This window comes from Ensifer canadensis (genome assembly GCF_017488845.2).
GTDB lineage: Bacteria > Pseudomonadota > Alphaproteobacteria > Rhizobiales > Rhizobiaceae > Ensifer > Ensifer canadensis.
The window spans coordinates 1188810-1203215 of sequence record NZ_CP083370.1; the positions used below are offsets into that span (position 1 = coordinate 1188810).

At 60.3% G+C, this 14406-nt stretch carries 15 protein-coding genes; 12 read left to right on the top strand and 3 right to left on the bottom strand.

Features of this window, described 5'->3' with window-relative positions; translation table 11 throughout:
• Window positions 1-106: 106 nt before the first annotated feature.
• The 6 genes from J3R84_RS05860 to J3R84_RS05885 all read left to right on the top strand — a co-directional run bounded on the left by J3R84_RS05860 (window position 107) and on the right by J3R84_RS05885 (window position 6937).
• Window positions 107-1039, top strand: coding sequence for an alpha/beta hydrolase (locus J3R84_RS05860; protein WP_051509160.1), 933 nt, complete (start codon window positions 107-109; stop codon window positions 1037-1039).
• A gap of 129 nt (window positions 1040-1168) precedes the next feature.
• Window positions 1169-2611, top strand: a complete 1443-nt coding sequence (locus tag J3R84_RS05865) for a UbiA family prenyltransferase (RefSeq protein ID WP_025426742.1) — start codon at window positions 1169-1171, stop codon at window positions 2609-2611.
• Complete coding sequence (locus tag J3R84_RS05870) at window positions 2608-3930, top strand: FAD-binding oxidoreductase (protein WP_025426743.1); 1323 nt, start codon at window positions 2608-2610, stop codon at window positions 3928-3930. The genes J3R84_RS05865 and J3R84_RS05870 overlap by 4 nt, the downstream gene beginning before the upstream one ends.
• 93 nt (window positions 3931-4023) lie before the next feature.
• Window positions 4024-4464, top strand: coding sequence for an EamA family transporter (locus J3R84_RS05875; protein WP_025426744.1), 441 nt, complete (start codon window positions 4024-4026; stop codon window positions 4462-4464).
• Window positions 4461-5471 carry an NAD-dependent epimerase/dehydratase family protein gene (locus J3R84_RS05880; RefSeq protein ID WP_025426745.1) on the top strand — a complete coding sequence of 337 codons (1011 nt, stop codon included), beginning with the start codon at window positions 4461-4463 and terminating at the stop codon, window positions 5469-5471. The genes J3R84_RS05875 and J3R84_RS05880 overlap by 4 nt, the downstream gene beginning before the upstream one ends.
• Before the next feature lie 11 nt (window positions 5472-5482).
• Window positions 5483-6937, top strand: coding sequence for an aspartate aminotransferase family protein (locus J3R84_RS05885; RefSeq protein ID WP_373688495.1), 1455 nt, complete (start codon window positions 5483-5485; stop codon window positions 6935-6937).
• A gap of 34 nt (window positions 6938-6971) precedes the next feature.
• Here J3R84_RS05885 and J3R84_RS05890 read toward each other — a convergent pair whose 3' ends face one another.
• Together J3R84_RS05890 and J3R84_RS05895 are read right to left on the bottom strand one after the other, a co-directional pair.
• Complete coding sequence (locus tag J3R84_RS05890; protein ID WP_025426747.1) at window positions 6972-7574, bottom strand: YceI family protein; 603 nt, start codon at window positions 7572-7574, stop codon at window positions 6972-6974.
• A 3-nt stretch (window positions 7575-7577) separates the two neighbouring features.
• Window positions 7578-8192, bottom strand: a complete 615-nt coding sequence (locus tag J3R84_RS05895) for a cytochrome b (protein ID WP_025426748.1) — start codon at window positions 8190-8192, stop codon at window positions 7578-7580.
• A 264-nt stretch (window positions 8193-8456) separates the two neighbouring features.
• Here J3R84_RS05895 and J3R84_RS05900 point away from each other — a divergent pair, with 264 nt between their 5' ends.
• Window positions 8457-8837, top strand: a complete 381-nt coding sequence (locus tag J3R84_RS05900) for a hypothetical protein (protein ID WP_025426749.1) — start codon at window positions 8457-8459, stop codon at window positions 8835-8837.
• Between the two features lie 271 nt (window positions 8838-9108).
• Here J3R84_RS05900 and J3R84_RS05905 read toward each other — a convergent pair whose 3' ends face one another.
• Entirely contained in the window at window positions 9109-9720 is a 612-nt protein-coding gene (locus J3R84_RS05905; protein ID WP_025426750.1) for a TetR family transcriptional regulator C-terminal domain-containing protein, read from the bottom strand.
• Between the two features lie 155 nt (window positions 9721-9875).
• On the opposite strand from J3R84_RS05905, the gene J3R84_RS05910 reads away from it, so the two are divergent.
• The 5 genes from J3R84_RS05910 (at window position 9876) to pyrG (ending at window position 14288) form a co-directional block, all read left to right on the top strand.
• Window positions 9876-10367, top strand: a complete 492-nt coding sequence (locus J3R84_RS05910) for a GNAT family N-acetyltransferase (RefSeq protein WP_057214222.1) — start codon at window positions 9876-9878, stop codon at window positions 10365-10367.
• Window positions 10368-10426: 59 nt separating this feature from the next.
• Window positions 10427-10909, top strand: a complete 483-nt coding sequence (locus tag J3R84_RS05915; protein ID WP_025426752.1) for a GNAT family N-acetyltransferase — start codon at window positions 10427-10429, stop codon at window positions 10907-10909.
• A gap of 225 nt (window positions 10910-11134) precedes the next feature.
• Window positions 11135-11905, top strand: coding sequence for a triose-phosphate isomerase (gene tpiA / locus J3R84_RS05920; protein WP_025426753.1), 771 nt, complete (start codon window positions 11135-11137; stop codon window positions 11903-11905).
• Between the two features lie 134 nt (window positions 11906-12039).
• Complete coding sequence (secG, locus tag J3R84_RS05925) at window positions 12040-12510, top strand: preprotein translocase subunit SecG (RefSeq protein WP_025426754.1); 471 nt, start codon at window positions 12040-12042, stop codon at window positions 12508-12510.
• 149 nt (window positions 12511-12659) lie between these two features.
• Window positions 12660-14288, top strand: a complete 1629-nt coding sequence (gene pyrG, locus J3R84_RS05930; protein WP_025426755.1) for a CTP synthase — start codon at window positions 12660-12662, stop codon at window positions 14286-14288.
• Window positions 14289-14406 lie beyond the last annotated feature (118 nt).

Sequence of the window (14406 nt, forward strand, 5' to 3'; positions counted from 1 at the left end):
CTCTTGCCGATTGTGCGAACAAAAGGAGAATGGCCGCGCCGGATGCCTGCAAAATAAAGCCTCTGCGTCGGCGTTTGTTACCAACTGTTGCTTTGCTGTCGGGCCGATGGCAAGGCTTTGCCGCGAACCAGGGAGCCCTTCGTTGTCCGTGTCCACAGCTGATTTTTGCTTTCGCCGGCTTGCCGCCATTTTTCTGTCCGTCGGCCTTTTTGCAAGCTCGATCGTTTGCGCCGAGGCGCAGGTGCTTAAGCCCTACAAGGACGATCTGTTTTCATACGGCAAGGTGCTGGAGGAGAGCGAGGGCGGTGACTACCGCGTCGTCGACTATCAGGAACTGCGCGATATCAATGAACGCGACGAAATTCCGGAGCGGCGCGTCAAACGCGCCTTCGTCTCGTTGGGTGTCAAAGGCGAGCAGGTCAACGAGACGCTCGATGTTGGCGGGCGCTCGCTCGACGTGACGCGCGTCGGTCGGGAGCGCGGCGCAGCATTCACCGTGATTTTCATCCATGGACGCGGGGGAGACCGGCGCCTCGGCGCCAATGATTTCTCCTTCGGCGGCAACTTCAATCGCCTGAAGAACCTCGCTGTCGCCAATGGGGGCGTTTATTACGCGCCGAGCGTGCGGTCCTTCGATGCGGCCGGGGCCGCGGACGTTGCAGGCCTGGTCAAACTTGCCGCCGAGCGCTCCGGCGGGAGACCTGTCGTGCTGGCCTGTGCCTCCATGGGCAGTTTCATTTGCTGGGGTGTGTCTCGTGACGCGGGCGCTGTGGCAGCGCTTGGCGGCATGATGATCATGGGCGGCGCTGCCGATCCTGATTTTACCAAGAGCGCCGCCTACAAGGCGAAATTGCCGATGTTCTTCAGCCATGGCAGCCGAGATAGTGTCTATCCGGCAGCGAGCCAGAAGGCGCTGTACAGCGCGTTGAAAGGGCAGGGCTATCCGGCCCGCTTCGTGCTCTTTGAGACCGGATCGCATGGAACGCCGGTCCGTATGACCGATTGGCGCGACGCCTTGAACTGGATCGGCAGCCGCTGACGGACATCGCTCGCGGCTCGGCATTTGTTAACCAGAACGGCAATTTCCGGGTGTAGGCGCGCTGCTTATTTCCACCTTTGAAAGTGATCGGCGCGATTATCCCCGGCAGATATTGCTGGGGTAGATTTCATGAATGCGCATATCGAAACACGGCAAATTCCGTTGTGTGTCGACTTGGATGGCACCTTACTGGCTGCCGACACACTGTGGGAAGGTGCTGCGATCATCGTTTTGCGCAATCCGCTGATGCTCTTCCCGATGCTCATGTGGCTATCGCAGGGCAAGGCGCGTCTGAAACATGAGGTTGCCTTGCGCTCCGGACGAATGGCGGCGGACTGGCCGTATCGCCAGGCCGTCCTTGCTCGATTGGCCGCCGAAAAGGCCCAAGGACGCGACATCGTGCTGGTTACCGGTGCTGCACCTTCCGTCGCGCGAGAGGTCGAAGCGCATATCGGGCTCTTTTCTTCGATCATGCATTCGTCGGAGGCACTCAATCTGACCAGCAGCCGAAAGCGTGATGCGTTGGTGGAACGGTTCGGCGAAGGTGGCTTCGACTATATGGGCAACAGCCGCGACGACATCGCGGTCTTCGAGGCGTCGCGCCGGGCAATCGTCGTGGCACCCGATGCGGCGGCTGAGAAATGGCGTCGTAGTCACGATGCCGAGAAACTCGACACCGGCAAAGTGAGCATGCTTGCGCCGCTGAAGTCGATCCGCGTCCATCAGTGGGCGAAGAACGTGCTGATCGGCGTGCCGATGATCCTCAATCATGAGGTGCTGCATCTGGATGCGCTGGTGAGTGTTGCCATCGCATTCTTTGCGTTCAGCTTCCTGGCCTCCGCCGTCTACGTCATCAACGACCTCTCCGATCTGGCGAACGACCGGCGCCACGCGAAGAAGCGCAACCGGCCGCTTGCCAGCGGCCAGATGTCGGTGCCGACGGCATTGGTGCTGGTCGTCTGCCTGACCCTGGCCTCGGTTTCGCTGACCTTTCTCCTTCCGTGGAAGTTTGCTGGCGTGCTGGCGTTTTATGCCTGTGCTACGACGGCCTACACCTTTGTGCTCAAGCGCAAGCTTCTCGTCGACGTGTTCACGCTTGCCGGCCTCTACACGACCCGTATCGTTGCCGGTGCGGCGGCGACCGGAACGGAACTTTCCTTCTGGCTGGTGTCGTTCGCGATCTTCTTTTTCCTCAGCCTGGCTCTGGTGAAGCGCTACGTCGAACTGCATGAATTCGACAACAAGGACGGCGGTGCCGTTCCCGGGCGCGGCTATCTCGCGGTCGATTTCGAGATGGTCGGGCAGGCAGGCGTGGCCTCAGCCTTCACTTCCGCTCTGGTGCTTGCGCTTTACGTGCACAGCAAGGAACTGCAGGAAATGTACACGACGCCGTGGGCATTGTGGCCGCTTTGCCCGCTGGTGCTTTATATGCTCCTTCGGATCTGGATGCTGGCGCGCCGTGGCATGCTGCACGAGGATCCGGTGGTCTTCATCATGCGCGATTGGCGCAGCCAGCTGACCATGCTGATCGGGGCGTTACTTATTCTTTTCGGAGCCGTCGGGCCGCAATGAACACACAAGACTACGAAAGTTGGGGCCGGCTCGACCGTCGGCCACGACAGGGCATTTCACCCGACGACTACGAAGATCGCATCGGCAATATCGAGCCCGATGCCTTCCTGCCGTTCGGCAACGGCCGCAGCTACGGCGACAGCTGCCATAACGATCGCGGCATGCTGATCGACAACCGTCGACACGCGCGCATAATCGCCTTCGATCCGGGCACAGGGATGATGACCTGCGAAGCCGGCGTTACCCTTGGCGACGTTTTGGCCCGCGCCATTCCGCACCGCTTCTTTCTTCCCGTGACACCAGGTACGGCTTTTGTCACCGTTGGCGGCGCGCTTGCCAACGATGTCCACGGCAAGAACCACCATGCCCGCGGTACCTTCGGCAATCATGTGACTGGCTTTACGCTCCTGCGTTCCAATGGCGAGCACCTGGCCTGCACTCCGGCGGAGAACCAGGAGCTGTTTTCCGCCACGATCGGCGGAATGGGGCTCACCGGCTTGATCCTGACCGTCAGTCTTCGCCTCACCAAGGTGCCGTCGCCGCATGTGCAGCAGCACGCGATCCGCTTCGATAATCTCGACGAATACTTTGGTCTCGTCGATCGCGTCGACGAAGAACACGAATACTCAGTCGCCTGGATCGACCAGCTTGCAACGGGACGGCGTATGGGCCGTGGGGTTCTGCTGGCCGGCGACCATGCCGATGGCTCTTGCGAGCTTCCCGATATGCCGAAAGGCATGAAGCTCTCGGTGCCGTTTTCGCCACCGTTCAACCTGCTCAATTCAGCGACGCTCAAGGCCTTCAACGAATACTATTTCCGCAAGCAGAAACCGGGCGAGGCCGTGTCGACGGTGCCGTGGACTTCCTATTTCTATCCGCTCGACGCCATCGGCGCGTGGAACAGGCTGTACGGCCCCAAAGGTCTGTATCAGCACCAGAGCGTCTATCCCGCCGAGAATGCGCGGGAGATCACCGCGACGCTGATGGAGACCGCGCGCCGTGCCGGACACGCATCGTTCCTGACCGTCTTGAAGCGCTTCGGGGACGTCGCCTCCCGCGGGCTCCTATCGTTTCCGCGGCCTGGTTTTACTTTGACGCTCGACTTCGCCAATCAAGGTGAACGGACGGTTAAGCTGCTGGACAGGCTGGATGCAATCGTTGTCGAAGCCGGGGGCGCGATCAATCCTTACAAGGATGCGCGTATGAGCCCGCAAGTCTTTGAAAAATCTTTCACTTCCTGGAGGGAGCTTGAGGCTTTGCGCGATCCAGCGCTGACGTCGAACTTCTGGCGCCGCACGGCGCTGGCTTTGCCAAAGTGAGAATGCCGACAATTTTATTAAATTAAACACGCGAACTTCACTGAATATGCGTCTCTCGCGTGTAGGTACTTCCCCGGGACTGGGGGTAAAACTATGAAATATATTCCATTCATTCTCTTCACTGTGCTGACCAATGCGGCGGCACAGTTGATGCTGAAACAGGGCATGATGTCACTCGGGCCGATCTCGATGACGGCAGAGACGGCGATTGTTCGCCTGTTCCAGATCGTTTTCAATCCATGGGTCTTCGCGGGTCTCGCGACCTTTGTCATCTCGATGGCATCGCATCTCTATGTGCTGTCGAAGGTAGAGCTTTCCTTCGCCTATCCGTTCCTGAGCCTGGCCTATGTGGCGGTTGCGATCTTCGCCTACTTCGTCTTCCGCGAGGACCTCAATGCCTGGCGCATCGCCGGCATCGCGCTCATCTGCGTTGGAACGGTTCTGATCGCCCAGTCGGGCATGTCATCCCATGGCGACGAAAAGTCGATCGATACGGCTGGTGCAAGAACAGCAGATTTCGGGAGCAAGTCATGAAGCATATTATCTTTGGTGGCGACGGTTTCGTCGGCCGGCATCTGGCGCAGCGCCTCGTTCAGGATGGCGAGGAGGTCGTGGTCGCCGATATCGTCAAGTCCGATCTGCCGCACTACAACCGTGCCCGCTTCGTCCATTGCGATGTGACGCAGATGAGCGATGTGCTGAAGGTCGGTATCGGCCCTGACGACATGGTCTACAACATGGCGGCCAAGATGCTGTCACCGTTGCAGATCCGTTCGAAGCGCTGGGATTTCTTCTGGCCGGTCAACTACTACGGTGCCGAGAACATCATGAAGGCCATGGGCGCAGCCAATGCGTCGCGTCTCGTTCAGTTCACCACGGACATGATCTACGGCCACACGGTGCAGTCGCCGCAGACCGAGGACCATCCGGCAAAGCCGCTCGGCGAATACGGAAAATCGAAGTGGGCAACGGAGCAACTTGCCGCTCAATGGCGCAAGCAGGGCATGAACATCTCGATCTTCCGCCCACGCCTGATCATCGGACCCGGCCGCCTCGGTATCCTCGAAAAACTGTTCAAGCTGATCGACATGAACCTGCCGGTGCCGATGATCGGTTCGGGCAGGGTACCGTACCAGTTCATCTCGGTGTTCGACTGCGCCGAAGCGGCGCGGCTCGCCTGGAAGGGTGGCGTGCCCAACGAGGCCTACAACCTCGGCTCGGATAGTCCTCCTTCGGTGCGTGAGCTTCTCGGCAACCTGATCAAGCACGCCGATTCAAAGTCCTTCCTGCTGCCGACGCCTGGCTTCGCAGTGAAGCAGACACTGGCGCTGTTCGATCTGATCAACAAGCCGATCATGGATCCGGAGCAGTACCTGATTGCCGACGAACTTTGCGTCCGTGAAACGGGCAAGCTGAAGCATCAGCTCGGCTGGCGGCCGGAGTTCAACGATGGCGACATGCTGATTGCCGCCTATGACGAGTATCGGGCCAAGAAATCCGGCGCTGCCATGCAAAACGCCGCAGCCGTACCGGCCGAGTGAGGGGAATGACAATGCTGGATAGACCGAACCGCACAGGCGTCTCGGCGCCGTCGATCGAAGGCGGGGTCGCAAGGCCAAATCTGATCACGGTCGAGCAGGCGAAAGCCATGTCGATCGGGGACATCACGACCGCCTTCAAGGACCATCTCAACCCTGGTCAGCTTCACTTCATGAAGCTGCTCGGCTTTCACAAGGTGAAGATCGAAAGCGCCGAGGGCATGTACTACACCGATCAGAACGGTCGGAAGATTCTCGACTTCTTCGGCGGCTTCGGTTCGCTGGCCTTCGGCCACAACCATCCGCGTATTCTCGAAGCACGCCAGAAGTTCCAGGACGAGAAGCGCCACGAAATTGCGATCGCCTTCATGTCGCAATATGCATCGGCGCTCGCCAAGAACATTGCCGCCTGCTCGCCTGCTGATCTCGACATGGTCTTCCTCGGTTCCTCCGGTTCCGAGGCGATGGAGGCAGCCGTCAAGCTCGCCGAGCGCGCCGCCGGCCCGAAGCGTCCGAAGGTCGTCTACGCGGAAAATTCCTTCCATGGGAAAACCAAGGGCGTGCTTGCCATTACCGACGGCCAGCTTTACCGCGCCGAGTTTAGGGTTGCCGACAACACGGTCCGCGTTCCCTTCGCCGATATCCAAGCCGTCGAGAACGCCTTCAAGTCCGATCCCGAAATCGGCGTGATCGTGCTCGAGACGATCCAGGGCGGCGGTGGCATCATCCAGGCGCCGGCCGAGTACTGGCAGCAGCTGCGTGCGCTCTGCGATCGCTATGGCGTCCTGTGGGTCGCTGATGAAGTGCAGTGCGGTTATGGCCGTTCGGGTCGCTTCTATGCTTTCGAGCATTATGGCGTCATTCCTGACGTCACCGCGCTCGCCAAGTCGCTCGGTGCCGGCAAGGCGGCGGTTGGCGCAATGATCGCCCGCCGCGACGTCTACATGAAGGCTTATGGCACATCGAAGACGGCGATGATCCACGCCATGGCGACCTTCGGTGGCATGGGCGAAGCCTGCGTCACCGCGATCGAGGGCATCAATGTGCTCTACGACGATCATCTGATCGATCGCGCCGCTGACAGCGGCGACTATCTGCTTGAACGCCTGCAGGCGCTGAAGGAAAAATATCCGAAGATCATCAAGGACGTACGCGGCAAGGGACTGATGGTTGGCCTGGAGTTCCAGGATTTCAGCCAGACGTTGCCGATGGTTCTGCGTCCGGTCGTTTCCGTGTTGGATGACAAGCTGAAGGGCTCGCTCTCTGGCTTCATCGGTGCGTTGCTTCTGCGCGACTACGACGTGCTGGTTGCCTTTACCGAATACAATCGCAATGTCATCCGGCTCGAGCCGCCGCTGATCTGCGAGCGCGCGCACGTCGACCAGTTCATCGCGGCACTGGATGAGCTTCTTGGCCGCGGCATCGTGCATATCGTCAAGGATTTCCTCGGTAGCCAGATCGGCGGCTGAGCGGAAACCCAAAAATACCTCGAAGGGCAGGAGCTTAGTGCTTCTGCCCTTTTATGTTCATGTCGAATTCGACGACATTGGAATAGATCGGCGTGCCGACGTCCATGCCGTAGGGTGAGCGAAAGATGCTGCCGCGGATTATGAAGGAGATCGACCGGCTGTTCCAGTCCATCAGCTTGACGGAGAACCGTTCCTTCCGCGCTTTGCCGCGCGCCGTCAACGTGCCTTCGACGGCGGCCGTGTCCGGGCCGGTCTGCTTGACGCTGGTCGAGCGGAAGGTGACGGTGCGATAGGTCGCGCTGTCGAAGACCGCACTCGACTTCAGGAAATCTTCGACGCGGCTTTCTCCCGTCTCGACACTTTCCGGGTAGAGGGTGAACTCGACCGACGAACGGGCGATGTTATTGCCATCGATACGGAAATTGCCGGAGAACTTGCCGAAGTCGCCGATGATGCCGCCGCCACCGACTTGCGCAACGGAGAAATGCACACGTGACGCACCGGTGATGCCGTAGCTGCCGGCAGCGTCCGAGAGTTGCGGCGCACTGGCACTTGTGGCGCTTGGTCCGAACGTCGTGGCAAGCACGACGCCAAGTGCCAATGCTGTTGGCGTTGCCTTCGATTGCTGCTTGATCATGGTTCACTTCCTCTTGGCAATGACCTGACTGCCCTTGGTCTTTTCGACCTCGCCGCGCCGCAGCAGTCGCGTCGGCAGCATGCGAACCAGAACTTCGTCGCGGCGCACCATGTGATGGTAGAGCGCGGCCATCGCGTGGAGCGCGACAAGAGCCAGCGTCGCGTAGGCGAGGATTGCGTGGGTCGACGTCCAGAAGCTCTCGGCTGCTTCCGATTTCGCCATCGGCAGATGCGAGATGACGAACCAGTCGAAATAGAAGCTTGGAATGTTCAGCGTCGAGGTCGACGCAACCGCCCAACCGGCAAGGGGCACGGCTATGGTCAGGCCGATCAGGATTGCATGCGTGGTCCGGGCCGCGCGTCGTTCGAGCACGGAAAGGCCTGAAGGCGCCTGTGGTTGCCTATCGAGCACATGCCAGACGGCGCGTAGCGCGGCGAGGGCAAGCACGGTGAAGCCGAAGGATTTGTGCCATTGGTAGAGCGAGAACTGCAGGGCTGGATCCAGGGATAGCCTGCGCATGACAAAGCCGAGTGCCAGTAGGCCAAGGATCGACATGGCGATCAGCCAATGGAGGATGATCGTCACCCAGCCGAATGTAGACTTGCTGTTTTGCAGCATGGCACGCTCCTGCGGCATTCGGACGAAATATTCGCCTTCGTCACCCGGATAAGACCCGTTGGCCCCATCTTTTATTCTCCGACGATACCGTAAATTCGCAGGCCGATCCTGTTGATACAGTCGAAAGATATCTCATCTGCTCCGCGCAGGGCAGTCGACGGGCTGGTCTGATGGTTGCAGATCCAACGTATTGCGGAACATGAGACATGACGCAGAATAGCGCGACGACCGAGATGATCCCACTTGAAAACGTGGTGTTGAAACATGCCAACGCCGGCATCGCGCTGGGGGCGGAGCATCGGTTCGCAGAATCGCTCGAGCAATGCGGCGCAACTGGCGGACGCGAACTTCGAGGGGGAAGACCTCTATTATTGGGTCAAAGGCGGTTACGGTGCCGCGCTCCACGATGTCAGGCTTCACCGCGAGAGCATCGCTGTTTCGAAACTCGTTCGCGAATGGACGCTTTCACTGCGCCAGCCGCTCGGGTCGATGACCATCGCCCGCTCCTATCTGGCGCTCGGTGAGGCTGAGCATGCCTATCCCCATATCCAGGACGTCCAACGGCTGACGGGGGACGAGGTGTTCGACCTGTTCGACCGACAGCACGTGGCTGATATCCGCAAGGCACTTGCGGCAAAGGCGTAATACCAACCTGCGCTGATATTGACCGATTGCGCCGGAGCGATTTTGGTTTCCGGCAAGGAGATAACCGCAGCCGGACCGCGTGGTCCGGTGAGGATTGTCAACGCCATCAAGGGGCAAAAGTGCCCGGCCCTTCGGGCGGGCCGTCTGTCGCCCACTGGCAGCGTCGCAATCCTCGACCGATGCCAAGGCATCGCTCTCAGGTCCGCTCCTCGCCGGATGACCGCACACGGTCCCACGCAATAGGTCAATATCAGCGCAGGTTTGGTATAGGTCAGGATGCCCCGGTTATCTCCTGAAACGAGATGCCGAGATCGTCCGCGACGGCCTGCATCATCAGGCGGCGCACGGTTGTCGGCGATAGCAGCGGCATAGGCAGCACTGCCATGCTGGAAAGGCCAATTCCGAGACCGAGGATCCGCCAGGAGATCGTTTCTGCGAGCACGCCTGCACGGAATTCATCCGCCGCGACACCGTCCGCAATGATGCCGCAAAGCAGACGATGCCAGCCGGAAACGGCCCGGGCGTAAGCGCCGGCCAATTCTGGGTCGGCCTGGGCTGCCCGCCATGCCTCCGCCCAGAACCGCATACCGCTTTCCCGTGTATCGTCCGTGTGGTCACTGACGAAGAGCTTGAGCGCTGCCGTCGCACTGAGTGCAGGGCGCATCTCCACGAACTCGGCACGGGCCGCAGCCTCGTAATGCAGGAAGGCCGCACACTTGAGGTCGCTTGCCGTTTTGAAGTGATGGTGGATGATGCCGTTGGCCGCTCCCATTTCGGCTGCAACCCGACGTGTCGTCATCCCGTCGAAGCCGTCCTTCAGCATGACGGCGATGGCCGCCGCAATGATCGCCTCGCGCCGGGCGAGGCGGGTCATGTACACCATATTCAGTCTCCGGTTGTATGCGATTGACATAGCGCAGATTTGATCATATGTCCAATTTGAGCGTTGGCTCAAATCGTTGGCGGACGATCTAAAACCGCGGCCGGCCTTTTTGGCTTGGTCCTCGTTTTCATCCATTTGATTTTCAGGAGTCGCTTATGAGCGAACATGCATTGCCGTCTGATGCAGAAATTACCTTCCGCCGTATCTCCGCGCTTACCGTTTGCGAGGTCTGCGAGCTCAGCGAAACGCTGAGCGAAGGACAGCGCAATATGGTCGCCGACAACGGCACCTCGATTGCGGAAGCGCATTTCTCCGAGAATGCCTGGTTCCGCGCGATCTACGCCGAGGAGACGCTCGTCGGTTTCATCATGCTGCACCAGGGATCGGATTGGGACGACGGCATCGATTGCCCGGGCGTCTACCTCTGGCGCTTCATGATAGCCCGTCCATTTCAGGGCAAGGGCATCGGCAAGAAGGCGATCGAACTCGTCGTGCGCGACCTCAAGGCGCGTGGCATCCGCGAGCTCTACACCAGCTGCGGACTGGGTGAGGCGAGCCCAGAAGGTTTCTACAAGGGGTTGGGCTTTGTTCTGACAGGCGATAGCTACGGCGAAGAGCCGGAGGCCGTGCTCAAGTTTGCGGCCTGAAAGAGGCATCACTGGCGGCGCTCGGCGGGTTGCCGCTCAGAATATCTTATGAGAGAGACATGCAAAACGACCAACACGAGGCCAATCGGCTCTCAGAAACGGTGATCCGGCCTTACCGCGCGGAAGATCGTGACCGGCTGGTGGCCATCTGGCTGTCCGCCTCGCGCATCGGGCATCCCTTTCTCGGCGAAGAGCGGCTGGTCACCCAGCTGCAGATCGTCCGCGACACGTACCTGCCGATGGCCGACAATTGGGTCGCAGAGGTCGGTGGGCATCCGGCGGGCTTCATCGGGCTGATCGACAATTTTGTCGGCGGGTTGTTCGTCGATCCCGAAGTCCATGGCGCCGGCATCGGCCGCGGACTGATCGAACACGCCGCGACGCGGCTCGGTCATCTCGACGTCAGCGTCTACGCCGACAACGCGAGCGCGGTCGAATTCTATCACCGTCGCGGCTTTGTCGTCACGGGCCGACAGGAGAGGGATGATGAAGGATTGCCTTTTGCGGTGATCCACATGGCTCGCACCGTCGCCCGCATATAGATCCTTAATTCGGAATCGATCCAAGGACGATATTATTCAGCAGGTTGAAAGCGTTACAGCATCCTTTGCGCGTCATACTTAACGCGCGGCGCTGCAATGCGAGAGACCACCGGCCGGGCCGATCGTTTTGGTCCTTCCGGAATATTCAGCGACGGATGCTTTCCTTTGCCGGCTGCATTTGCTAGGCCGCTTGCCGAGAAAATGACCTGACCCGGAGGAAATTTCATGACGCCTGACATCCGCCCGCTCGTCGCCGGAAACTGGAAGATGAACGGAACGCGCGCATCGTTCGATCAGATCAAGGCGATGGCCGAAGGGGTCAAGGGCGATCTGTCGAGCAAGGTCGAGACGCTGATCTGCCCGCCCGCGACGTTACTCTATGTTGCGACCGCGCTTTGCGACGATAGCCCGCTGATGATCGGCGCCCAGGATTGCCATCAGAAGCAGTCCGGCGCACATACCGGCGAAGTTTCTGCCGAAATGATCGCCGATTGCTTCGGCACCCATGTGATCGTCGGCCATTCCGAGCGACGCACCGACCATGCCGAGCATGACGGGTTGGTGCGCGCCAAGACGGACGCCGCCCACGCCGCCGAACTGGTCGCCATCGTCTGCATTGGCGAAACCGGTGACGAGCGACAGGTGGGCAAGACGCTCGACGTGCTCAAGCGTCAGCTTGCCGAAAGCCTGCCCGACAGCGCCACGGCGGAAAACACTGTCATTGCCTATGAGCCGGTCTGGGCGATCGGTACGGGTCTGACGCCGACGACTGCCGACGTCGAAGAGGCGCATGCCTTCATGCGCCAGGAACTGGTGTCGCGGTTCGGTGGTGCCGGCGGCAAGATGCGCATTCTCTACGGCGGTTCGGTCAAGCCGTCCAATGCCCGCGAATTGATGGGCGTTGCCAACGTCGATGGCGCGCTGATCGGTGGTGCGAGCTTGAAAGCCGAAGACTTCCTCGCCATCTACCGGGCTTATGAAGATTTGACGGCCTGATTGTCCGGCACAGGCCGGGCAGGGGGTTGGAATAGCGGACGGCTTGGTATAAAGAAGCGCGAAAATTGCGCCCGGGAAGCCCCGATTCCGCGCAAGATTTGATTCGTTTGCCCAAAGGGCAGGACTGGAAGCTGATGCAGACCGTACTACTCGTCATCTATCTCATGGTCGTCGTTGCCCTGATCGGCGTCGTTCTCATTCAGCGCTCCGAAGGTGGTGGCCTCGGCATCGGCGGTGGCTCGGGCTTCATGTCCGCACGCGGCACTGCCAATGCGCTGACCCGCACGACGGCGATCCTCGCGGCACTGTTCTTCGTTCTGGCCCTGGCGATGGGTATCCTCGCCCGTTACCAGCCGCAGGCGACCGACATCCTCGACCGTATTCCGGGCACCAGCTCGGGCGGCGGCGTCCTCGATTCGCTTGGCGGTGGCAACACTCAGGCTCCGGCCGGCGGCGCGACCCAGCAGCCTGCGACCGGCAACGGTGCAACAGCACCGGCTCCGGCGACCACAGGCGAGGCTCCGGCTAGCGGTGCCACGACAACGCAAACGCCTGCAGGCGGCGCCAACGGCAACACGGGATCGCAAGTTCCCAGCGGCCAATAAGGTCGCAATTTAAATGAACCCACCGGCGGATGGCACCATCCGCCGGTTTTATTTTGTGTGAAATCTGATTCCCTTCGAAGACGGAAAAATTCGGATAGGCGAATTTTTCGGTGGCGGAATCGTTTGTTAAAAGGTAACCGGTGACTCCCATGGCGCGATATGTATTCATCACTGGCGGCGTGGTTTCCTCCCTCGGAAAAGGCATAGCTGCGGCTGCTCTTGGAGCGTTGCTGCAGGCGCGTGGCTACCGGGTGAGACTGCGCAAGCTCGACCCCTACCTCAACGTTGATCCGGGCACCATGAGCCCGACCCAGCACGGCGAGGTGTTCGTCACCGACGACGGCGCCGAGACCGATCTGGATCTCGGCCACTATGAACGCTTCACGGGGCGTTCGGCGACGAAGACCGACAACATCACCACCGGCCGGATCTACAAGAACATCATCGACAAGGAACGTCGCGGCGACTATCTCGGCGCAACCGTTCAGGTGATCCCGCACGTTACTAACGAGATCAAGAACTTCGTTACCGAAGGCAACGATGACTATGATTTCGTGCTGTGCGAGATCGGCGGCACCGTCGGCGACATCGAAGCGATGCCGTTCATGGAGGCGATCCGCCAGCTCGGCAACGATCTGCCGCGCGGCACCGCCGTTTATGTCCACCTGACGCTGATGCCCTACATTCCGGCGGCTGGTGAACTGAAGACCAAGCCGACCCAGCATTCGGTCAAGGAACTGCAGGCGCTCGGCATTCATCCCGACATCCTGCTCGTCCGTGCCGATCGCGAAATTCCCGAGGCCGAACGTCGCAAGCTTTCGCTGTTCTGCAACGTCCGCCAGTCGGCGGTTATCCAGGCGCTCGATGTCGCTTCGATCTACGACGTGCCGATCGCCTACCACAAGGAAGGCCTCGACAACGAAGTGCTTGCCGCCTTCGGCATCGAGCCGGCACCGAAGCCGCGCATGGAAGCGTGGGAAGAAGTTGCCGATCGCATCCGTACGCCGGAAGGCGAAGTCACCATTGCGATCGTCGGCAAGTACACCGGCCTCAAGGACGCCTACAAGTCGCTGACCGAAGCGCTCTATCACGGCGGCATCGCCAACCGGGTCAAGGTCAAGCTCGAGTGGATCGAGTCGGAGGTCTTCGAAAAGGAAGATCCGGCGCCGTATCTCGAAAAGGTACACGGCATCCTGGTTCCCGGCGGCTTCGGCGAGCGTGGCTCCGAGGGCAAGATCAACGCGGCGCGTTTCGCCCGCGAACGCAAGGTGCCGTATTTCGGCATCTGCTTCGGCATGCAGATGGCAGTCGTCGAAGCGGCGCGCAACCTTGCCGGCATCGACAAGGCATCCTCGACCGAGTTCGGCCCGACCAAGGAGCCGGTCGTCGGCCTCATGACCGAATGGGTTAAGGGCAACGAACTTCAGAAGCGCTCGGCTTCCGGCGATCTCGGCGGAACCATGCGCCTTGGCGCCTATCGTGCGTCGCTGAAGACCGGCACGAAGATTGCCGACATCTACGGCACGGCCGATATTTCGGAGCGTCATCGCCACCGCTACGAGGTCAACGTCGATTACAAGCCGCAGCTTGAATCCTGCGGCCTGGTCTTCTCGGGCATGTCGCCTGATGGCATTCTGCCTGAGACCGTCGAGTACCCTGACCATCCGTGGTTCATCGGCGTGCAGTATCACCCGGAGCTGAAATCGCGCCCCCTTGATCCGCACCCGCTGTTTGCGAGCTTCGTCGAAGCGGCGCTGGAACAGTCGCGCTTCGTTTGATCCGTCAGCACGGTTCTGAAAATTGCGGCCGGTCCTACGTGACCGGCCGTTTTCGTTTTGGCTTCATATGCCGCATCGACACCGAAGCGCCCGGCGAGCAGGGTCGCCGGGTGCGATC